The organism is Bacillus sp. FDAARGOS_235 (assembly GCF_002073415.2).
GTDB classification, from domain to species: domain Bacteria; phylum Bacillota; class Bacilli; order Bacillales; family Bacillaceae_G; genus Bacillus_A; species Bacillus_A toyonensis.
This window is the reverse complement of sequence record NZ_CP020437.2, coordinates 4,444,471-4,465,529: the sequence shown is the minus strand read 5'-3', so window position 1 is coordinate 4,465,529 and position 21,059 is coordinate 4,444,471. Positions and strand designations below refer to the sequence as shown.

Genomic DNA, 21,059 nt, shown 5'->3' with positions numbered 1-21,059 from the left:
CTAAATCGTATCACAACTTAGTAGCCTTTGCAAGAAATTTAACTAAATATTTACAAAATTTTGAATTGTTTCTAAAGCACGTGTAGCATACGCTTCATTTCGTTCTGCCTTCTTTTTGATCTTCTTCTCTAACGGTGCAAATAGACCGAAGTTTGCATTCATAGGCTGGAAGTTTTTCGCATTTGTCGCAGTAATATAATTTGCCATACTTCCCATTGCAGTTACAGGTGGTAATACAACTGGCTCTTCGCCTTTTACAAGTCGAGCAGCGTTAATACCTGCTAATAACCCTGATGCCGCCGATTCAACATATCCCTCTACTCCAGTCATTTGACCAGCAAAGAATAAATCATCACGTTGTTTATATTGATACGTCGGACGAAGTAAATTAGGCGAATTAATAAACGTATTACGATGCATTACACCGTAGCGTACAATTTCTGCGTTCTCCAGTCCTGGAATTAACTGTAACACTTCTTTTTGTGGTCCCCACTTTAAATGCGTTTGGAAACCTACGATATTGTATAACGTTCCCGCTGCATCATCTTGACGTAACTGAACAACAGCATATGGCGTTTTCCCTGTTTTCGGATCTTCTAATCCAACAGGTTTCATTGGTCCAAATACTAGCGTCTGTCTTCCTCTGCTTGCCATAACTTCCACTGGCATACAACCTTCAAAGAAAATTTCCTTTTCAAATTCTTTTAAAGGTACTGTCTCAGCAGCAATTAAAGCCTCATAAAAACGATCAAATTCTTCTTCTGTCATAGGACAGTTTAAATATGCCGCTTCTCCTTTATCATAACGAGACTTTAAATATACTTTGTTCATATCAATGCTGTCTTTTTCAACGATTGGTGCTGCTGCATCGTAGAAATAGAAATAATCTTCACCTGTTAGTTCTTTTAATTGTGCAGCAAGATCAGGAGATGTAAGTGGACCTGTTGCAATAATTGTTGGTCCTTCTGGAATTTCAGTAAGCTCTTCATTCACTACAGTTACATTCGGATGATTCTTTACGTATTCAGTCACTTTAGCTGCAAACTCATGACGGTCAACTGCTAAAGCTCCTCCAGCTGGCACAGAGCACTCATCAGCTGCACGAATAATGACAGAATCCATTAAACGCATTTCTTCTTTAATAACTCCAACGGCATTTGTTAATGTGTTTGCACGTAATGAGTTACTGCACACTAATTCAGCAAACTTATCTGTGTGATGAGCTGGCGTTTGCCTTACTGGTCTCATTTCATATAATTTTACTTGGACACCACGTTTTGCAATTTGGTAAGCTGCTTCACTTCCTGCAAGACCTGCGCCAATGACGTTTACTACTTGTGTTGTCATATATATCACCTTTCCTTTTCTTCCCGAAAAAAATGTGAGCAGTTACGCTCACATTTGTTGTTCTTCTTCATAATCACACGAAATACATTGTACTTGCACGCCTTTTTTCAACTTCTTCTCTACAAGCATCCCTTCACACTTCGGACATTTACGGCCAATCGGCTTATCCCAAGATACAAAGTCGCATTCTGGATACGTACCGCATCCGTAGAAAAGACGTTTCTTTTTGTTACTACGACGTTCAATAATTTGTCCTTCTTCACACTTCGGACAAATTACACCGATTTCTTTCACAATCGGTTTTGTATTACGACAATCAGGGAAATTCGAGCAAGCCATAAACTTCCCATATTTACCCATTTTAAAGACCATTGGATGACCACATAATTCACAGTCTTCCCCAGCTGGTTCATCTTTAATTTCCACTTCACGCATTTCTTTTTCCGCTTTTTCTAAGCGCGGTTCAAATCCTACGTAGAAATCATCAACAATTTTCACCCAATTCGCATTTCCTTCTTCCACTTCATCAAGGCTTTGCTCCATGTTAGCTGTGAATTCAATGTTAATAATTTCTGGGAAAAACTCTAAAATAAGTTCGATTACTATTCCACCCAATTCAGTTGGAACGAAACGTTTATTATCTAAAGCAACATAACCGCGTTTTTGAATTGTTTCAAGTGTCGGCACATAAGTGGATGGTCTTCCAATCCCAAGTTCTTCAAGTGTTCTTACTAAACGAGCCTCTGTATAACGTGGCGGTGGTTGGGTATAGTGTTGTTTCGGCTCTATATCTTTTGAAAATACCGTTTCTCCCACTTCTAACGGTGGCAACATCTTATCCTTTTCTTCCGCACCATCATCTTTTGACTCAACATACACTTTCATAAACCCCGGGAACTTTACAACCGAGCCACTTGCACGGAACTGAACATTGTTATTAATGAGTTTCGCTGTAACAGTATCCATTATAGCAGACGCCATTTGACTTGCAACAAATCGCTCCCAAATCAATTTATACAACCGAAGTTGGTCACGACCTAAGAAACTTTTTAGTTCCTCTGGCTTTCTCATTACCGAAGTAGGACGAATTGCCTCATGCGCATCTTGTGCATTTGATTTTTTCGTTTCTTTCTTCTTCTCTGTTCCTATGTATTCCGCACCATACGCCTCAGTAATGTAAGTACGAGCCTCTGTTTGAGCTGTTTCTGAGATACGCGTTGAGTCAGTTCTCATATACGTTATAAGACCCACAGTCCCTTGTTTCCCAAGATCTATCCCTTCATACAGTTGCTGTGCAAGCATCATTGTTTTCTTTGCTCGCATATTTAACTTACGTGCTGCTTCTTGTTGCAAGGAAGATGTTGTAAACGGTAAAGCGGGATTACGTTTTCGCTCTTTTCTCGTTACATTTTCAACTGAAAACGCATTATCTTTCATCTGTTCAATTATTTCATTCACTTGCGTTTCATTCGTTAATTGAACCTTTTCACCATCTACACCGTAAAAGCTTGCTTCAAATGTATCTTTCCCTTTTACAAACTCTGTTTTAATTGTCCAGAATTCTTCAGGCTCAAAGTTTTGAATCTCCCTTTCACGTTCGATAATTAAACGAACTGCTACAGATTGTACACGACCTGCACTTAATCCTTTTTTTACTTTCTTCCATAATAAAGGACTAATATTGTAACCAACTAGACGATCAAGTATACGTCTTGCTTGTTGTGCATCTACTAAATCCATATTAATTGCACGAGGATGTTTAAATGATTCTTTTATTGCATCTTTTGTAATTTCATTGAAGACAACTCGACAATCTGATTCAACATCCACATTTAACGTATTCGCTAAATGCCAAGCAATTGCTTCTCCTTCACGGTCTGGATCGGCCGCGAGATAGACTTTCTTTGCTTTTTTTGCCGCTGATTTTAAATCTTTTAAAACGGGACCTTTACCACGAATGGTAATATACTTCGGGGTGAAGTTGTTCTTTACTTCTATCCCCATTTGGCTTTTAGGTAAATCGCGAACATGTCCCATGGACGCAACGACTTTGTATTTTTTCCCTAAATATTTCTCAATGGTCTTCGCCTTAGAAGGCGACTCCACGATTACGAGGTAATCTGACATGCTAGTGCCTCCTTAAGAGGTGGATTCAAGTCTTCATTAATCTTATTGATTTCTCTTGTTTTTGTCAATCAAGAATGAATATACCATACAGTGCCAATCTACCATTTGTCAATAATTGTTTAATAAAAACATAAAAATATAAGGTTAATTTATTATTTCTTCAAAGATATCCTCTGCATTTCGTACTAGTTTTGCACCTTGTTGAATAAGCTGATTCGTTCCCGATGCACTATCAATAAATATTGGTCCAGGAAGCGCAAATACCTCTCTATTTTGCTCTAATGCAAGGTCTGCCGTAATAAGTGACCCACTTCTTGATTTTGCTTCTACAACTAAAACCCCTTTACTTATCCCGCTAATAATTCGATTTCTTTTTGGAAAATACCATTTTTTCGGTGCATAGTGCGGAGGATACTCTGTTAATAGCAATATATATTCCTCCCACTTTTCATATAAACGTCTATTCTCTTTCGGATACATATAAGATAATCCGTGTCCCAATATCGCAATAGTCGGACGATGTTTCTTTACTGTAACTTCATGAGATATTGTATCTATCCCTTTTGCAAATCCGCTCACAATAAGCCATTCTCTTTCTAATAAAGGATGTAAAATAAACTCCATACTCTCACGACTGTATAACGACGGTTCTCTCGTTCCAACAACCGCTAATTTATTTACTTTATTTAGAAAATTCTTCTCTCCTTTTCCATATAAAACAAAAGGAGGGTCTTGTATTTCACGTAATAATTGCGGGTAATTTTCATCCCATATAGTCACATAAAAGATTTGATTTCTCTCTAAATAAGATATATATTGCAAAAGGTTTGAATTTTGGAGGAAATGTACTAGTTCTGCAGATTTTTTCGGGGATATTCCAGTGTAGTTTTCTATTTGTTTTTGGTTAAAATTGTATATTACCTTCAATTCTGGATCGACATATAGCAGCCTCTCCATCGCCTTCCAATGATCCGCTAACACGTAATGAAGATGTAATAATCGCTCTCTTTTCATCCTAATTCTCCTTACCCATAATTTTTATTATGTAAACAGAAAAATTGTAAAAAGACACCCTCAAATAAGAAGGTGCCTTTCAAAAAGATTAATAGTTTTTACAAGTTTCAAATAATCCCTTTTCTTTTAAAACAGAGATTAACGTTTCACCCATAACAGCTGGTGTTTCAGCCACTTTAATACCACAAGCTTCCATTGTTTTAATCTTTTCAGCAGCAGTTCCTTTGCCGCCAGAAATGATTGCCCCCGCATGACCCATACGTTTGCCTTCAGGCGCTGTTTGGCCACCAATGAAGCCTACAACTGGTTTTGTCATATTAGCTTTTACCCATTCAGCTGCTTCTTCTTCTGCCGTACCTCCGATTTCACCAATCATAATTACAGCATGTGTTTCTTCATCTTCATTAAATGCTTTTAACGCATCAATAAAGTCTGTACCGTTAACAGGGTCCCCACCGATACCTACAGCAGTAGATTGGCCAATACCTTCTTGTGTTAACTGGTGTACAGCTTCATATGTTAATGTACCAGAACGAGATACGATACCTACATGACCTTTTTTGTGAATGTATCCTGGCATAATACCGATTTTACATTCATCAGGTGTAATGACACCTGGGCAGTTTGGTCCAAGTAAACGTGTATGTTTACCAGCCATATATCTCTTTACGTTAACCATATCTAATACAGGAATTCCTTCAGTAATACATACTACTAAATCAATCTTCGCATCAACTGCTTCCATAATTGCATCAGCAGCAAAAGCGGGTGGAACGTATACAACTGAAGCGTTTGCGCCTGTTGCTTTCACAGCATCTTCTACTGTATCAAATACTGGTACACCTTCAATATCAGTGCCGCCTTTACCAGGTGTTACACCACCGACAATTTTCGTACCGTATTCAATCATTTGTTTTGTATGGAATAATCCTTGAGAACCAGTAATACCTTGAACAATAACTTTTGTATCTTTATTAACTAATACGCTCATTTTTCTCCCCCGCTTTCTATTAGCCCACTAGTGAAACAATTTTCTGTGCACCGTCTGCCATAGATTCTGCTGCAACAATATTTAAGCCAGACTCATTTAAAATTTTCTTACCTAATTCTACGTTTGTACCTTCAAGACGTACAACTAAAGGTAATTCAAGACCTACTTGCTTCGTTGCTTCAATAACACCTTCTGCGATAACATCACACTTCATAATGCCACCAAAAATGTTAACGAAGATACCTTTTACATTTTTGTCAGAAAGGATAATTTTGAATGCTTCTGTTACTTTTTCAGCCGTTGCACCGCCACCAACATCTAAGAAGTTAGCTGGGTCACCATGGTAATGTTTAATGATATCCATTGTAGCCATCGCTAAACCTGCACCATTTACCATACAACCGATATTTCCATCTAAAGGAATGTAGTTTAAGTCATATTTAGATGCTTCAACTTCTTTTGAATCTTCTTCATCAAGATCACGAAGCTCTAAAATGTCTTTATGACGATATAATGCATTAGAATCAAAGTTTAATTTTGCATCTAACGCCATTACTTTACCGTCACCTGTTGTAACAAGTGGATTAATTTCAGCGATAGAGCAATCTTTTTCAATAAACGCACGATATAAGCCCATCATAAACTTCACAGCTTGTCCTACAAGCTCTTTTGGAATATTGATGTTAAATGCGATTCGACGCGCTTGGAAACCTTGTAAACCTACTGCTGGATCAATATATTCTTTAAAGATTTTTTCAGGTGTTTTTTCTGCTACTTCTTCAATTTCTGTTCCACCTTCTTCAGATGCCATTAAAACAACTTGAGAAGTTGCACGATCTAACACTAGACCTACATAATATTCTTTCTTAATATCGCAACCTTCTTCGATAAGTAAGCGTTTTACTTCCTTACCTTCAGGACCTGTTTGATGCGTTACAAGTGTAGTCCCTAAAATGCTTTCTGCATATGTACGAACTTCTTCTAAATTTTTCGCAACTTTTACACCGCCAGCTTTGCCGCGTCCACCAGCGTGAATTTGCGCTTTAACTACACATACATCCGTTCCTAATTCTTTCGCTGCTTCTACAGCTTCTTCTACTGTAAATGCAACTTTCCCGTTCGGAACGCTAACCCCATAGCTTTTAAGGACTGCCTTACCTTGGTACTCATGGATATTCATGGTCCCATCCTCCCCTGTTTTCCTGTTTTACTCGAAAAGTTTTTTAATGTTTAAAAAACATTACATTGCCATTGTATAAGATGATTGGCACGCTGTCTACAATAAAGTGTCAGAAAACTGAAATCGCTTTATTCTTTTTCGAAAATAATAATGTTCATATACCAAAATAAAAAAATAAGCTGTATATTCACAGCTTATTTTTGAATCATATCTTTAATTGGCGCAAATGATTTCCGGTGTTCCTCTAATACTCCATGCGCTTCAATCGCTTCTAAATGCTGTTTCGTTCCATACCCCATATGTTGTCCAAATCCATATGCAGGATACTTTTCCCCAAGCTCTTTCATCATACGATCTCTCGTCACCTTCGCAATAATAGATGCAGCTGAAATAGAAACACTTTTCGCATCACCTTTAATAATGGATGTTTGTGGAATTGATGTAGGAAGCTTCATCGCATCAATTAATAAATATTGTGGTGTACAAGATAAATTCGCAACAGCATCTAACATCGCTTGTTTCGTCGCTTGATAAATATTTATCTCATCTATGACTTGCGGTGATACAATTCCAACTCCAATCGCAATTGCTTGTGCTTTTATTTCATCATAAAAACGCTCTCGCTTCGCTTCACTCAGCTTTTTTGAGTCATCTAACCCTGGAATATAAAAATCATCTGGAAGAACGACAGCTGCCGTCACAACGGGCCCAGCTAATGGTCCACGCCCTACTTCATCAATGCCAGCAATATATGTGATTCCTTTTTCACGTAACGCATTTTCATACTTAGACATTTCTAGAAATTTTTCTTTTTCCTTTTGTGCTAACTCTTTTTGTTTGTACCATTTCAAAATAAGTTTTTGAATGCCCTTTCGTTCATCTTTCATTAACATTTGAAAGCGATCATCTTCTTCACTCATAATTTCTTGCAGTAAATTCTCCGCTTCTTGTATTGTCATTTTTTGCATATAAGTACACTCCTTTATAAACGTATACAAAAAGAAAAGACGTACAAACGCACGTCTTATACTTCTTCTATTTTCTCTACCTCTTCTACTTGCTCCACAAACTCTTCTGGTGTTTCAAACGTCATTTTACCAAGTTTTCCACCGCGAAGTTCACGAAGTACCAGTTCAGATGTTTTATCATAATCAATCATTCCGCCGCCCATTAAACAGCCTCTGTATTTTCCAATTGCATCAAATAACTCTACAATATCTTCTGGAATTTCATCTAAATTATATCGCTCTTTTAAACGTTCTGGATAGTGTTTCTCCATAAAACGTAATGCATAAACAGCTACATCTTGTAAATTTAAAATTGAATCTTTAATTGCACCCGTTGTCGCTAAACGAAGACCCACTAATTGATCTTCAAATTTAGGCCACAAAATACCTGGTGTATCTAACAGTTCCATTTCTTTCCCAACTTTAATCCATTGTTGAGCTGTTGTCACACCTGGACGATCTCCTGTTTTAGCAATGTTTTTCTTCGCCAATTTATTAATTAACGTAGATTTACCAACATTCGGTATACCGACAATTAAAGCACGAATTGCTCTCGGTCTAATCCCTTTCGCAACCATCTTATCAAACTTCTCTTTAACAAGCACTTTACAAGCCGCAGTAATTTCCTTCATACCTTGTCCAGCTTGCGCATTAATTGAAATTGCCATATGCCCTTTTTCTTTAAAATATGCAATCCATTCTTTCGTTAGACGATCATCTGCCATATCCGCTTTATTTAAAACAACAAGCCTTGGCTTATGTGTAATAATCTCATCAATCATCGGGTTTCGAGATGATAATGGTAATCGAGCATCTACAAGTTCAATTACAACATCAATTAATTTTAATTTTTCTGTTACTTGGCGTCTAGCCTTAGCCATATGCCCCGGAAACCATTGAATTACCATGTTGCCACCTTCTTTTTCATTTATTTCACAATACGTGCATCTTTTAACGGCCAATATAGCATATTGGCTTTACCAAGTACTTGATCCATTGAAATCGTACCAATCGAACGGCTATCTTTACTAAAACGACGATTATCCCCTAAAACAAATAATTGATCTTTTGGAACAGTTTTCTTTCCCGTCATTTCTTCAAGAGTAAAATCATATGTAAGTGGTCCATCAGCAAGCTGTTTTTTCTGCTTATCTAAATACGGCTCCTCATAAACCTTTCCGTTAACATATAGTTTGTCATTCCGATACTCTATTTCATCGCCTGGCAGGCCAATAATACGCTTAATATAATCTTTATCTTCCGTTGCGCGGAATACGATAATATCGAAGCGTTTTGGGTCTCCTATGTGATAACCAATTTTATTTACAATCATTCGATCTCGATCATGTAAAGTTGGCGCCATTGATACCCCATCTACGAGAATTGGTGCAAAGAAAAACTGTCTAATAACACCAGCTAATACAACAGCAATCAAAATTGCTTTGATCCATTCCCAAAGTGAACTCGTCTCTTTTTTCATGTATTTCCCCTCCACGGTTATGTAAGCTGCTCGTATTATACCAAAATTTTATATAGATTGGAAAAAGGGAGCTTGCGCATTTACAAGCTCCCATACATGTCTTATCGAATTTCTTTAATACGTGCTTTTTTACCGCGAAGGTTACGTAAGTAGTATAACTTAGCACGACGTACTTTACCACGGCGAAGTACTTCGATGTTCGCGATTCTTGGCGTGTGAACTGGGAATGTACGCTCAACACCTACACCGTAAGAAATCTTACGAACTGTGAATGTTTCACTGATTCCGCCACCACGACGTTTGATTACAACACCTTCGAAAAGCTGAATTCTTTCACGAGTTCCCTCAACTACTTTTACGTGTACACGTAAAGTGTCTCCAGGACGGAATGAAGGAAGGTCAGTTTTTAATTGGCCTTTTGTAATTTCTGCGATTAATTGTTGCATATTAAATTCTCTCCTTTAAACAGATGCTCTTATAAAGTCTTATTAAATTACAGCGGAACATCGTTAATACGGCTACTGATTTCAGTAGCACAAATGTTATAATAGCATATTGCTAGGACTGTTGCAATAGAAAATATATGAAGCCCTTATTGTTCTTCTTTAATCTGTTCCAACCATTTCTTTTCTTGCTTAGATAATTCTCTTTCTTCCAATAAATCCGGTCTACGTGTGTACGTACGACGCAAAGATTCTTTATGGCGCCATTCATCAATATTTTTATGATTTCCTGACATTAAAACATCTGGTACCTTCATACCACGAAAATCAGCAGGACGTGTATAATGTGGATGTTCCAATAACCCTGTACTAAACGAATCTTCCACTTGTGAAGCATGATTTCCTAGTACTCCTGGCAGGAGACGTACTACACTATCAGTAATAACCATAGAGGCTAATTCTCCACCTGTTAATACGTAGTCACCAATAGAAATCTCATCAGTTACGAGATGCTCACGAATCCGTTCATCATACCCTTCATAATGCCCACATACAAAGATTAAATGTTCTTCCTCTGCAAGCTCTTCCGCTTTCTTCTGAGTAAATCTTTCCCCTTGCGGACACATTAAGACAACTCTCGGCTTACGCTCTGTTTCTTTCGTTAAATCTTCCACCGCATCAAAAATAGGCTGAGGAGTAAGCACCATACCAGCACCTCCGCCGTAAGGGTAATCGTCTACACTATTATGCTTACTCGTTGTATAATCACGAAAGTTAACAACACGAAGGCTTACCGCTTCTTTTTCTTGCGCCTTCTTTAAGATGGAAGACCCAAATACACCGGTAAACATGTCTGGAAACAACGTTAAAATATCAATTTTCATTATAGTAGCCCTTCCATTACATGAATGGTTACTAATTTATTTTCAATATTAACTTGAAGTACAACATCATCAATGTAAGGAATTAAAAGATCTTGGCCTTTTGGACGTTTAATTACCCAAACATCATTTGCACCAGGAGATAGAATCTCTTTAATCGTTCCTAACGCTTCTCCTTCTTCCGTTACAACACTACAACCAATAATTTCATGGTAGTAGTATTCACCTTCAGCAAGTTCGCCTAACTGCTCTTCTGGTACTTTTATTAAAGAACCTTTAAACTTTTCTGCTTCATCTACATTGTTGTATCCTTCAAATGTTAATAAATCAAATGTCTTATGTTGACGATGAGAAGTTACCTTCACCGGAAGGAAGTCTGTACTTTTCTCATTCGATATGTATAGAGTGTTTCCTACTTTATATCGCTCTTCCGGAAAATCAGTACGAGAAATAACACGAATTTCTCCTCTTACGCCATGAGTATTTACAATTTTCCCTACATTAAACCATTTTGTCATAAATAGTATGTCACCCCTGGTTTCTATATAAATTAAGCATCTCCATTTCACATATGGAACATGCAACTTCTCTTTAAATGTTAAAAAAGGGAGAGGATATAACTCCTCGCCCTTTTTACGTTTATTGAATTTCCAGTGTTACTTTTTCATCATTATGATGTCCCACTGAATACAAGAGCATTCGAATCGCTTTCGCAACTCTCCCTTGCTTACCAATGACTTTTCCAACATCCTCAGGATGTACAGTTAATCGATACTTTATCTCTCCGTTGTAAAGTTCCTGTGTAACTTTTACATCTTCAGGATGATCGACAAGAGGCTTGACAATCGTCTCGACTAACTTCTTCATAGTCATTGCCTCAATTACTTACCTTGTTTAGATAAGTGGAATTTCTCCATGATACCTTGGTTAGAGAATAAGTTACGAACTGTATCAGATGGTTTAGCACCGTTTCCTAACCATTTTAATGCTGCTTCTTCGTTGATCTTAACTTCAGCTGGTTGAGCAACCGGATTATAAGTACCGATTTCCTCAATGAAACGTCCGTCACGAGGAGAACGAGAATCTGCAACAACTACACGATAGAAAGGAGTTTTTTTAGCTCCCATACGTTTTAAACGAATTTTAACTGCCATTTTATAAAGCACCTCCGAATTTATTTCACACAGATAATTATATTAGCAAAAAGACTATTGCTTTGTAAAGTATTTTTTCTTAACAGAGCCATCTTTTTTTCTTACATGAATGGAAACTTCATTCCACCTAGTCCTTTTTTCTTACCTTTTTGCATTCCAGTCATCGTTTTCATCATTTTCTTCATATCATCGAATTGCTTGATTAGACGATTGATTTCTTGTACGGTTGTACCGCTACCTTTGGCAATGCGTTTTTTTCGACTAGCGTTAATTATTTCCGGTTGTTCACGTTCTAATTTAGTCATAGAACGAATAATTGCCTCAATATGCCCAATTTGCTTTTCATCAACTTGCGCATTTTTCAGCCCTTTAATTTTATTTGCACCAGGAAGCATCCCTAACAATTCGTCAAGTGGTCCAAGTTGACGCACTTGTCCAAGTTGTTCTAGGAAATCGTCAAGTGTAAACGAAAGCGTACGCATTTTTTGCTCAAGTTCTTTTGCTTTCTCTTCATCAACTGTAGCTTGCGCTTTTTCAATTAATGTTAAGACGTCGCCCATCCCTAAAATGCGGGATGCCATACGTTCTGGATGGAACGCTTCAATCGCATCTAGTTTTTCACCCATACCAGCAAATTTAATTGGTGTATTTGTTACAGCCTTAATAGATAATGCCGCACCACCGCGCGTATCACCATCTAGTTTCGTTAATACAACACCCGTTAACCCTAACTGATCATGGAAACTTTGTGCAACATTTACCGCGTCTTGTCCTGTCATCGCATCGACAACAAGGAAAATTTCATCCGGATTCGCAACTTCTTTCACTTTCGCTAATTCATCCATTAGTTCTTCATCAATATGCAGGCGACCTGCTGTATCGATTAAAACATAATCGTGATGATCTTCTTTTGCCTTTGCAATCGCTTGTTTCGCAATTTCAACAGGACTTACTTGATCTCCTAAAGAGAAAACAGGCATGTCCAATTGCTTCCCTAATGTTTCAAGCTGTTTAATCGCTGCTGGACGGTAAATATCCGCTGCAACAAGCATCGGTTTACGATTATGCTTTTTACGAAGCAAATTCGCAAGCTTACCTGTTGTCGTCGTTTTACCCGCACCTTGCAGACCAACCATCATTATAACAGTCGGTGGCTTATTAGCAACAGCAATTTTGCTTTGCTCTCCGCCCATAAGTTCTGTAAGTTCTTCCTGTACAACTTTAATTACTTGTTGTCCAGGTGTCAAACTTTTCATTACATCTTGTCCGACAGCACGCTCAGACACACGCTTTACAAAATCTTTTACTACTTTAAAGTTAACATCCGCTTCTAAAAGAGCTAGACGAACTTCTCTCATCATTTCTTTCACATCGGCTTCAGAAACTTTTCCTTTGCCGCGGATTTTTTGCATTGTCTGTTGAAGTCGGTCGGCTAATCCTTCAAATGCCATATTGCCGCCCTCCTAATCTAATTTTTCGATAGCTTCAACAACTTGTTTCATTTCTTCATTCACATGCTCTTCTTCGCTGATTAGCTGTTTTAGCTTTGCAACAAGTCGCTGTCGCTCTTGAAACTTTTGAAGTAATACTAATTTATCTTCATATTCTTCAAGCATCGCTTCAGTCCGTTTAATGTTATCATACACGGCTTGGCGACTTACATCAAATTCTTCCGCAATTTCACCAAGAGATAAATCATCTAGATAATAAAGCGACATATAACTTCTTTGTTTTTGCGTTAACAACGATTGATAAAAATCAAATAAATAGTTCATTCTCGTTGTTTTCTCGAGCATGTTGGATCATCCTTTGTTAAGTGATTTCCCTTTACATCAATTAGTTTACATGGAGTATAAAAGAGTGTCAAGTTTTTTTCTTAACATCACTTATTTTTTATAGAAAAAGAAGCGGTAATACCGCTTCTTTCATTTATACTTCTTCTGTTTCCACTAAATTTGCAAATAAACCATACACATATTGTTCTGGATCAAACTGCTGCAGATCATCCATTTGCTCTCCTAAGCCAACAAATTTCACCGGTACATCCATTTCGTTACGAATTGCTAATACGATACCACCTTTAGCAGTTCCATCTAACTTCGTTAAAACAATACCAGTAACATTCGTTGCTTCACGGAATGTTTTCGCTTGACTTAAACCGTTTTGACCTGTTGTTGCATCAATAACTAGTAACACTTCATGAGGAGCTCCTGGTACTTCACGCTCAATTACACGCTTCACTTTCTCTAACTCTTTCATTAAGTTCACCTTATTTTGCAAACGTCCTGCTGTATCACATAGTAATACATCTACTTTACGCGCTTTTGCAGCTTGTACAGCGTCATACATTACCGCTGCAGGGTCAGAACCAGACCCTTGTTTAATGACTTCTACACCAACGCGATCGCCCCATACTTCTAATTGTTCAATCGCGCCAGCACGGAACGTATCTCCTGCTGCCAATAGGACTGACTTACCTTCTGATTTAAATCTATGTGCCAGTTTACCAATTGTCGTCGTTTTCCCTACACCGTTAACACCTACAAATAAAACAACTGTTAATTGATCTTCTTGCATATTGATTTCATTACTAAAGTCGCTGTCACCTTTATAAATGCCAACTAACTTTTCCGAAATAACAGCTTGTACTTCTTTTGGGTCCTGAATATTTCGGCGCTGCACTTCTTCTTTCAACTGATCAATTAATTCCATTACAGTCGAAACCCCTACGTCTGCGCCGATTAAAATCTCTTCTAACTCTTCAAAGAAATCTTCATCCACTTTACGGTAACGATAGACTAAATCATTTACTTTATCCGCAAATGAATTTCTCGTTTTTTCCAATCCGTGTTTAAATTTCTCTGTTACTGTATCCGTTTGTTTTGAAATTTTTTCTTTAAGTTTTTTAAAAAAGCTCATGCTTCCCATCCTTCCTATTTACTCGCCACAAGTTCTTCCCCGTCATCTAAACGAACAGAAACAAGCTTAGATACACCTGATTCTTGCATCGTTACACCATACAATACATCAGACTCTTCCATTGTACCTTTCCTGTGTGTAATTACAATAAACTGCGTCTCATCACTAAATTTCTTTAAATATTGCGCAAAACGAGCAACATTCGCTTCGTCTAGAGCCGCTTCTACTTCGTCTAGTACACAGAATGGTACTGGGCGTACTTTTAAAATACCAAATAAAAGCGCTATTGCCGTTAAAGCACGTTCTCCACCTGACAGTAAACCTAAGTTCTGCAATTTCTTTCCTGGTGGTTGTGCAACAATATCAATACCAGTATTTAATATGTCTCCAGGATCCGTCATTACTAAATCCGCTCTACCGCCTCCGAATAATTCAGTAAATACAGATTGAAACTCCGTTCGAATCCCTTCAAAAGTAGTGGAAAAACGTTTTTTCATTTCTTCATCCATCTCAGTAATAAGTTGGTGCAATGTCGCTTTCGCTTCTTCTAAATCATCTCGTTGCTCTAGTAAGAACGTATGACGTTCCGCTACTCGCTCGTATTCATCAATTGCACCCAAGTTTACTGTACCTAACTCTTCTATGGATAGTTTTATTAATTTCACCTTTTTACGCGCATCTTCTGCAGGCATCATCATTGTATACTTCAGTTTTGCTGCTTCAAATGAAATCGTATATGTTTCACGTAAATGTTGCAATCTATTTTCCAACTCAACATCAAGTCGGTTAATTTTCACTTCTTGATCTTTCAACAACTCAAGAATATATTTATGCTTGCCTAACGTTTCCTTCACATTACGTTCTAAATGCTCCACTCTCTCTTGTAATGATACACGTTGTTCACGGCGAGAGCGAATTAATTCTGAAGTTTGATTACGATCATATGCTTTTTTCTCAATCATATTCGTAATTTGTTCTTCACCACTTGAATTAGATGTCATTTCTTGCTTTAAGAATGCTAAATCTTCTTTTGTTTTTACAAGTGTTGTATCAGTTTCTTCTTTTTCCTTCGTTAATCGTTCAACTTTTTCTTTTTGATTAGACAAACGTTGTTGTTGTTCAGCCGCTTGTACTTTCAGCTCAGTCATTTCCTTCTGAACTTTTTCTTTTGAAGAATGTTGCTCACTTTTTTGTTTCGTTAACGCGACGATTTTGCTATCTAATTCCGAAATCTCTGCTTGAAGAGTTGCTAAAATCTTTTCTAACTCTCCTTTACGTCCTTGCATTTTCACTTGATCTTGTAAAAATCCTTCTATCTCTAAGTCGTATATAGATAAGCGATCATTAATTCGATGTTCTTCTAATTCTAATTGATTAATTTCTTCTCTTAATTTTTGTTCATCTGCACGCTCAGTTTCTACACCTTGGCGTAGTTCGCGTATTTGTACTTCTTTTTCTTGAATCTCTTGCTTTACTGCTTTAACAAAGTTTTCTAGCTTCGTTGTTTTTTCTTCCATATCAGTGAGCTTTTTAGTCCATTCTTCAAGTTCACGCTGACGTCCTAATAAAGAAGATTTCGCCTGTTTTACAGCTCCACCAGTCATTGAACCCCCAGGATTCACTACGTCACCTTCAAGTGTTACAATACGATAGCGATATTGTAATTGTTTCGCTAATTCATTTGCACCGCGTAAATCTTTCGCAACAACAACTGTACCTAATAGGCTCGAAACGACATTCTCGTATTTATTATTGTACTGCACAAGTTCTGCCGCTACTCCTACAAACGATGGATGTTGATTCACAACACGTAACTGTTCAAATGATAACGATCTACTTTTAATAACAGCTTGCGGTAAAAACGTTGCACGTCCATGTTTATTCTGCTTTAAAAATGCAATTGCATTACGAGCATGTTCCTCTGTTTGTACAACGATATGCTGCATTGCTGCACCTAGAGCAATTTCCATTGCAACTTCATATTCTTTCGGTACCGTTAACAGTTCCGCAACAGCACCCTCGATACCTTGCAACCTATTTTCTCTAGCTTTCAATACTTCACGTACACCTTGGTAGAAACCAGAATAGTCCTCTTGCATCTCTTCTAGCATTTCTTTTCGTGAGCGCGCCTGTTGTACAAATTGATATGCTTGATACAGTTTTGTTTCATTTTCACTATACTGCGCCTTACATTTCCCGAGCGCCGCTTCTGTTTTCTGTATGTTCGAAATGATACCAGCTATTTTTTCTTTCACTTGTTCATAACTTTCAACAAGTTTCGTCTTTTTCGCTGTGATTTCCATACGCATTTCTACATATTTCGCATTCTCTTCATCAAGACGTTCATTTTTAGAGTTTTGCTGTTTAGACTGTTCTTCAATCATAGATAATTCATTACGCTGACTAGCTTGTTGATTTAAAAGTTCAATATAATCCCCTTTTAAATTCTCAATCTGTTCCTCTAAATTATCCGCAAAAGTTGCAAGCAGTTGTTCATTATCAAGCAAATTTCTCTCCAATTCTTTTACTTGATCTACAAATTGCATTAACACTTCTGTACTTGATTCAATTTCACCATCATAACTTTTAGCTTTTTCTGTCAATTCAACAATTAACTGTTCAAGTTGTGCACAATGCGTCGTAGCATTTTGCTTCCTCTCTTTTAACAGCTCACGTTGTCCTTCTAATTTTTCTAGCTCTTTGCTAGAAAGAAGAAGAACTTCTTGCAAGGAATCTACAGACTCATCTACCGCTTGTAATTGTCCACGTAACTCCTCAAGCTCTTCTTCACTTTTTTGTAAATGCGTTGACATTTTAGCTTCTTCGTTTTTATTATGCCCAAACTGACTTCGAAGCGCTTCCCATTTCTCATGCAATTCTTCAATTTCATGTACAATAAGCGCAGCTTCTACTTTCTCTAACTCTTCTTTTTTCTCAAGATAATCTTTCGCAATAGAAGCTTGTCTCTCTAACGGTTCTACTTGAATACTCAATTCATGAATAATATCTTGTACACGATTTAAGTTTTCTTGTGTATCCGCTAATTTCCCTTCAGCTTTCTTTTTGCGAAGTTTGTATTTCAGCACACCTGCCGCTTCTTCAAATACACCGCGACGTTCTTCTGATTTACTACTTAAAATCTCTTCCACTTTCCCCTGACTAATAATTGAAAAGGCTTCTCTTCCCATGCCAGAGTCCATAAATAAATCGATAATGTCTTTCAATCTACAAGATTGTTTATTTATATAAAAGTCACTATCACCTGAACGAGATACACGGCGCGTTACACTCACCTCGTTATATTCAATCGGTAAACGTTGATCTTCATTATTTAAAGTTAATGTTACTTCAGCTACATTAACCGCTCTCCTCGTTTCACTACCGGCAAAAATAACATCCTCCATCTTTGCACCACGTAATGATTTTGCAGATTGTTCACCAAGTACCCAGCGAATTGCATCAGTAATATTACTTTTCCCGCTCCCATTAGGCCCTACTACAGACGTAACACCTGGAACAAAATCGACAGATACACGCTCAGCAAAAGATTTAAATCCTGCTATTTCTAATCTTTTTAAAAACACGAAAGGTCTTCCTCCTATTCTCCGTTGTTATATACGTTGTCTGTACGAAACCAAGCTATAATACGGATTTACTTTCCTTTCATTTATCTACAAAAGAAAAGTTTCATTCTATGCATAAGGAATCCCCCTATTCAAAGGGGGATTCCTTATAGTTGTTCTTTTAATTTTTTCAATGCTTCTGCAGCAGCTTGTTGCTCTGCTTCTTTTTTCGACTTACCACTACCAAGACCTAACGCTACATTATTTAATGTAACACGTGACACAAATTCTCGATTATGGGCTGGTCCTTTTTCTTGCAAAATTTGATACTCAATGTTGCCACTACCATCACGCTGGATCAATTCTTGCAATTGACTCTTATAATCCATCACATGAGAAAAAGCACCTTCATTAATTTTCGGATACACAATTTCTTTTAAGAATCCCCAAACTGTTTCTAGCCCTTGATCAAGATAAAGGGCACCAATAAACGCTTCAAAGACATCCGCTAATAAAGCTGGTCGTTCACGTCCACCTGTCATTTCTTCACCTTTCCCTAATAAAACAAGGCTTCCAAATGACAGCTCATTTGCAAAACGAACAAGAGATGGCTCACATACAATAGCTGCACGTAGTTTTGTTAACTCTCCTTCGCTCATTGTCGGATATTTTTGAAACAGATACTGCGATACAGTAAGTTCCAATACTGCATCTCCAAGAAATTCGAGACGCTCATTGTCTTCATGCGGTTTTTTTCGATGCTCATTCACATACGATGAATGCGTAAATGCTTGAGTCAATAATTTTTCATCTGTAAACGTAATACCTATCTTTTCTTGAAACACTTTAAACGCTTCACGATATTTTGTTTCGTATTTTTTTTCTCTATATTTTCGGTACGGCATAGGTCCCTCCAGATATAAGCCGAGAAAGCCCCGCTAAATAACGGGACTTCACTTAAGCATTATAGATGACTCTCTATGTAAGTCACAGCATCGCCAACAGTAGCAATCTTTTCAGCATCTTCATCAGAAATTTCCATTTCGAATTCATCTTCTAATTGCATTACAAGTTCTACTACATCTAGGGAGTCTGCGCCTAAATCTTCTTTAAAGCTTGCAGCTGGTACTACTTCAGTTTCTTCTACACCTAAACGATCAACGATGATTTTTGTTACACGCTCTAAAACATCTGCCATTCCATTCACCTCCCCTCAAATATTATATTAAATATTGTCCAAAAAAACTAGATGAAATCGATTCTTTTATTACATTACCATTCCGCCATCAACATTTAACGTTTGTCCTGTAACATATTTGCTTTGATCCGAAGCAAAAAACGTTACAGCATTCGCGATATCTTGCGCTTCACCAAACTGTGCAGCCGGAATAACTTTTAACATTTCACCTTTTATATTTTCATCTAATACGTCCGTCATATCAGTTGCAATAAATCCAGGAGCAATTGCATTAACAGTTATATTTCGACTTGCTAATTCTTTTGCTGATGTTTTTGTTAATCCAATTACACCAGCTTTAGCAGCAACATAATTAGCCTGCCCTGGATTTCCTACAACACCAACAACAGAAGCAATATTTATTATTCTACCATGACGTTGGCGCATCATATAACGAGATACTGCTTTTGTACATAAGAATACACCTTTTAAGTTTGTATTAATAACTGTATCCCATTCTTCTTCTTTCATACGCATTAATAAATTATCTTTTGTTACGCCAGCGTTATTTACAAGAATATCGACTTGTCCAAATGTATCTACTGTTTGTTTCACCATATTTGTAACATCTTCAGCATTTGCAACATCTGCTCTTACCGCAATTGCATCTGAACCTAATTTCTTGATTTCATCTACTACTTCATTCGCCTTTTGTTCATTACCAGCATAATTTACTACTACATTTGCCCCTTGTTTCGCTAAATCGATTGCAATCGCGCGACCAATTCCACGTGAAGCACCAGTTACTAATGCTACTTTCCCTTTTAACATCAGTTTTCTCCTCTCAAATTTGAAATGGTATCTTTTAATGTCGCTTCATCATATATGGCATATGCTTTCACTGATGAATCAATCGACTTCATAAGCCCAGCAAGTACTTTTCCAGGTCCAATTTCAATAAATATATCCACACCTTGTTTCACCATAGTTTCAATAGATGGGTACCATAATACAGGTGAATACAGTTGTTCAATTAGCTTCTCTTGAATATCTGCACCACGTGTAATAACATCTGCTGTAACATTTGCTATAACAGGAATATTCGTATCCTGAATTGTAATTTCATCTAACACACTTTGAAACTTCTCAGCAGCTGGCTTCATAAGAGAGGAATGAAATGGTCCACTTACTTTAAGCGAAATTGCTCTTTTAGCACCATTTTCTTTCGCTCTTTGAGAAGCAAGTTCTACCCCTTGATTTGTTCCAGAAATTACAATTTGCTTCGTACTATTCATGTTTGCAATCTGTACTGCATACCCTTCACTTGTTACTTCTTCTGTAACTCGTTTCAGCATATCTGGATCAGCACCTAAAATAGCTGCCATTGCCCCTTCCCCACCAGGAACGGCTTCTTCCATATATTCGCCACGTTTTCTTACAGCATATACAGCATCTTCAAAAGTTATAGCACCAGCTGCCACAAGAGCGCTATATTCACCTAAACTATGTCCTGCTACAAAATCAGGTGTAATGTCATACTCTTTCAAAGCTGTCAAAATAGCAAAACTCGTTGTTAATAATGCAGGTTGTGCATTTGTCGTTAATGTAAGCTTTTCCTGCGGCCCTTCAAAAATCACCTCTGAAAGTGAATCGTGCAACACCTCATCTGCTTTCGCAAACACTTTCGCAACCTCGTTATTATTCTCCGCTAACTGTCTACCCATTCCAACTGCCTGTGAACCTTGGCCCGGAAAAAGAAATGCTATTTTTCCCATT

At 37.5% G+C, this 21,059-nt stretch carries 21 protein-coding genes; all 21 read right to left on the bottom strand.

The window, feature by feature from the left end; all coding sequences use genetic code 11:
- Positions 1–42 precede the first annotated feature (42 nt).
- The 21 genes from trmFO to fabD all read right to left on the bottom strand — a co-directional run bounded on the left by trmFO (position 43) and on the right by fabD (position 21,058).
- Positions 43–1,347, bottom strand: a complete 1,305-nt coding sequence (gene trmFO / locus A6J74_RS25435) for an FADH(2)-oxidizing methylenetetrahydrofolate--tRNA-(uracil(54)-C(5))-methyltransferase TrmFO (protein WP_000212000.1) — start codon at positions 1,345–1,347, stop codon at positions 43–45.
- A gap of 48 nt (positions 1,348–1,395) precedes the next feature.
- Positions 1,396–3,474 carry a type I DNA topoisomerase gene (gene topA / locus A6J74_RS25430; protein ID WP_001286961.1) on the bottom strand — a complete coding sequence of 693 codons (2,079 nt, stop codon included), beginning with the start codon at positions 3,472–3,474 and terminating at the stop codon, positions 1,396–1,398.
- A 144-nt stretch (positions 3,475–3,618) separates the two neighbouring features.
- Positions 3,619–4,488: a DNA-processing protein DprA gene (dprA, locus tag A6J74_RS25425; RefSeq protein WP_000818051.1), complete on the bottom strand. Its 870-nt coding sequence runs from the start codon at positions 4,486–4,488 to the stop codon at positions 3,619–3,621.
- An 88-nt stretch (positions 4,489–4,576) separates the two neighbouring features.
- A complete protein-coding gene (gene sucD / locus A6J74_RS25420; protein ID WP_000115185.1) occupies positions 4,577–5,479 on the bottom strand; it encodes a succinate--CoA ligase subunit alpha in 903 nt (300 codons plus the stop codon).
- 19 nt (positions 5,480–5,498) lie between these two features.
- Positions 5,499–6,659, bottom strand: coding sequence for an ADP-forming succinate--CoA ligase subunit beta (sucC, locus tag A6J74_RS25415; protein WP_001020779.1), 1,161 nt, complete (start codon positions 6,657–6,659; stop codon positions 5,499–5,501).
- A 194-nt stretch (positions 6,660–6,853) separates the two neighbouring features.
- Positions 6,854–7,627, bottom strand: coding sequence for a ribonuclease HII (locus A6J74_RS25410; RefSeq protein ID WP_001171132.1), 774 nt, complete (start codon positions 7,625–7,627; stop codon positions 6,854–6,856).
- A 56-nt stretch (positions 7,628–7,683) separates the two neighbouring features.
- Positions 7,684–8,574, bottom strand: a complete 891-nt coding sequence (gene ylqF, locus A6J74_RS25405; RefSeq protein ID WP_000236689.1) for a ribosome biogenesis GTPase YlqF — start codon at positions 8,572–8,574, stop codon at positions 7,684–7,686.
- A gap of 20 nt (positions 8,575–8,594) precedes the next feature.
- Complete coding sequence (gene lepB, locus A6J74_RS25400) at positions 8,595–9,146, bottom strand: signal peptidase I (protein ID WP_000712442.1); 552 nt, start codon at positions 9,144–9,146, stop codon at positions 8,595–8,597.
- A 101-nt stretch (positions 9,147–9,247) separates the two neighbouring features.
- Positions 9,248–9,592 carry a 50S ribosomal protein L19 gene (gene rplS, locus A6J74_RS25395; protein WP_001186517.1) on the bottom strand — a complete coding sequence of 115 codons (345 nt, stop codon included), beginning with the start codon at positions 9,590–9,592 and terminating at the stop codon, positions 9,248–9,250.
- Between the two features lie 146 nt (positions 9,593–9,738).
- A complete protein-coding gene (gene trmD / locus A6J74_RS25390) occupies positions 9,739–10,473 on the bottom strand; it encodes a tRNA (guanosine(37)-N1)-methyltransferase TrmD (RefSeq protein ID WP_000686907.1) in 735 nt (244 codons plus the stop codon).
- A complete protein-coding gene (rimM, locus tag A6J74_RS25385; RefSeq protein WP_000170280.1) occupies positions 10,473–10,988 on the bottom strand; it encodes a ribosome maturation factor RimM in 516 nt (171 codons plus the stop codon). The genes trmD and rimM overlap by 1 nt, the downstream gene beginning before the upstream one ends.
- A gap of 121 nt (positions 10,989–11,109) precedes the next feature.
- Positions 11,110–11,337, bottom strand: a complete 228-nt coding sequence (locus tag A6J74_RS25380; RefSeq protein WP_000737399.1) for a KH domain-containing protein — start codon at positions 11,335–11,337, stop codon at positions 11,110–11,112.
- 14 nt (positions 11,338–11,351) lie between these two features.
- Positions 11,352–11,624 carry a 30S ribosomal protein S16 gene (gene rpsP / locus A6J74_RS25375; protein WP_000268750.1) on the bottom strand — a complete coding sequence of 91 codons (273 nt, stop codon included), beginning with the start codon at positions 11,622–11,624 and terminating at the stop codon, positions 11,352–11,354.
- A gap of 101 nt (positions 11,625–11,725) precedes the next feature.
- Positions 11,726–13,075, bottom strand: a complete 1,350-nt coding sequence (gene ffh / locus A6J74_RS25370; RefSeq protein ID WP_000863463.1) for a signal recognition particle protein — start codon at positions 13,073–13,075, stop codon at positions 11,726–11,728.
- A 12-nt stretch (positions 13,076–13,087) separates the two neighbouring features.
- Positions 13,088–13,420 (bottom strand): putative DNA-binding protein, encoded by a 333-nt coding sequence (locus A6J74_RS25365; RefSeq protein ID WP_000891061.1) that lies wholly within the window; start codon positions 13,418–13,420, stop codon positions 13,088–13,090.
- 133 nt (positions 13,421–13,553) lie between these two features.
- Positions 13,554–14,543, bottom strand: a complete 990-nt coding sequence (gene ftsY / locus A6J74_RS25360) for a signal recognition particle-docking protein FtsY (RefSeq protein WP_000007643.1) — start codon at positions 14,541–14,543, stop codon at positions 13,554–13,556.
- Positions 14,544–14,557: 14 nt separating this feature from the next.
- The gene (gene smc, locus A6J74_RS25355) at positions 14,558–18,127 is read right to left on the bottom strand and encodes a chromosome segregation protein SMC (protein WP_000479010.1); all 3,570 of its coding nucleotides are present in this window, start codon (positions 18,125–18,127) and stop codon (positions 14,558–14,560) included.
- Between the two features lie 146 nt (positions 18,128–18,273).
- Entirely contained in the window at positions 18,274–19,011 is a 738-nt protein-coding gene (gene rncS / locus A6J74_RS25350; RefSeq protein WP_001146877.1) for a ribonuclease III, read from the bottom strand.
- Positions 19,012–19,070: 59 nt separating this feature from the next.
- Positions 19,071–19,304 carry an acyl carrier protein gene (acpP, locus tag A6J74_RS25345; protein WP_000786062.1) on the bottom strand — a complete coding sequence of 78 codons (234 nt, stop codon included), beginning with the start codon at positions 19,302–19,304 and terminating at the stop codon, positions 19,071–19,073.
- A 69-nt stretch (positions 19,305–19,373) separates the two neighbouring features.
- On the bottom strand, positions 19,374–20,114 hold the full coding sequence (fabG, locus tag A6J74_RS25340; protein WP_000911780.1) for a 3-oxoacyl-[acyl-carrier-protein] reductase: 741 nt from the start codon (positions 20,112–20,114) through the stop codon (positions 19,374–19,376).
- The gene (gene fabD / locus A6J74_RS25335; protein ID WP_000515916.1) at positions 20,114–21,058 is read right to left on the bottom strand and encodes an ACP S-malonyltransferase; all 945 of its coding nucleotides are present in this window, start codon (positions 21,056–21,058) and stop codon (positions 20,114–20,116) included. The genes fabG and fabD overlap by 1 nt, the downstream gene beginning before the upstream one ends.
- Between the last annotated feature and the right edge of the window lies 1 nt (position 21,059).

What these genes read in the sequence shown, in the direction of transcription:
- trmFO (WP_000212000.1), bottom strand. Translation starts at nt 1,347, where the DNA reads ATGACAACACAAGTAGTAAACGTCATTGGCGCAGGTCTTGCAGGAAGT.
- topA (WP_001286961.1), bottom strand. Translation starts at nt 3,474, where the DNA reads ATGTCAGATTACCTCGTAATCGTGGAGTCGCCTTCTAAGGCGAAGACC.
- dprA (WP_000818051.1), bottom strand. Translation starts at nt 4,488, where the DNA reads ATGAAAAGAGAGCGATTATTACATCTTCATTACGTGTTAGCGGATCAT.
- sucD (WP_000115185.1), bottom strand. Translation starts at nt 5,479, where the DNA reads ATGAGCGTATTAGTTAATAAAGATACAAAAGTTATTGTTCAAGGTATT.
- sucC (WP_001020779.1), bottom strand. Translation starts at nt 6,659, where the DNA reads ATGAATATCCATGAGTACCAAGGTAAGGCAGTCCTTAAAAGCTATGGG.
- A6J74_RS25410 (WP_001171132.1), bottom strand. Translation starts at nt 7,627, where the DNA reads ATGCAAAAAATGACAATACAAGAAGCGGAGAATTTACTGCAAGAAATT.
- ylqF (WP_000236689.1), bottom strand. Translation starts at nt 8,574, where the DNA reads ATGGTAATTCAATGGTTTCCGGGGCATATGGCTAAGGCTAGACGCCAA.
- lepB (WP_000712442.1), bottom strand. Translation starts at nt 9,146, where the DNA reads ATGAAAAAAGAGACGAGTTCACTTTGGGAATGGATCAAAGCAATTTTG.
- rplS (WP_001186517.1), bottom strand. Translation starts at nt 9,592, where the DNA reads ATGCAACAATTAATCGCAGAAATTACAAAAGGCCAATTAAAAACTGAC.
- trmD (WP_000686907.1), bottom strand. Translation starts at nt 10,473, where the DNA reads ATGAAAATTGATATTTTAACGTTGTTTCCAGACATGTTTACCGGTGTA.
- rimM (WP_000170280.1), bottom strand. Translation starts at nt 10,988, where the DNA reads ATGACAAAATGGTTTAATGTAGGGAAAATTGTAAATACTCATGGCGTA.
- A6J74_RS25380 (WP_000737399.1), bottom strand. Translation starts at nt 11,337, where the DNA reads ATGAAGAAGTTAGTCGAGACGATTGTCAAGCCTCTTGTCGATCATCCT.
- rpsP (WP_000268750.1), bottom strand. Translation starts at nt 11,624, where the DNA reads ATGGCAGTTAAAATTCGTTTAAAACGTATGGGAGCTAAAAAAACTCCT.
- ffh (WP_000863463.1), bottom strand. Translation starts at nt 13,075, where the DNA reads ATGGCATTTGAAGGATTAGCCGACCGACTTCAACAGACAATGCAAAAA.
- A6J74_RS25365 (WP_000891061.1), bottom strand. Translation starts at nt 13,420, where the DNA reads ATGCTCGAGAAAACAACGAGAATGAACTATTTATTTGATTTTTATCAA.
- ftsY (WP_000007643.1), bottom strand. Translation starts at nt 14,543, where the DNA reads ATGAGCTTTTTTAAAAAACTTAAAGAAAAAATTTCAAAACAAACGGAT.
- rncS (WP_001146877.1), bottom strand. Translation starts at nt 19,011, where the DNA reads ATGCCGTACCGAAAATATAGAGAAAAAAAATACGAAACAAAATATCGT.
- acpP (WP_000786062.1), bottom strand. Translation starts at nt 19,304, where the DNA reads ATGGCAGATGTTTTAGAGCGTGTAACAAAAATCATCGTTGATCGTTTA.
- fabG (WP_000911780.1), bottom strand. Translation starts at nt 20,114, where the DNA reads ATGTTAAAAGGGAAAGTAGCATTAGTAACTGGTGCTTCACGTGGAATT.
- fabD (WP_000515916.1), bottom strand. Translation starts at nt 21,058, where the DNA reads ATGGGAAAAATAGCATTTCTTTTTCCGGGCCAAGGTTCACAGGCAGTT.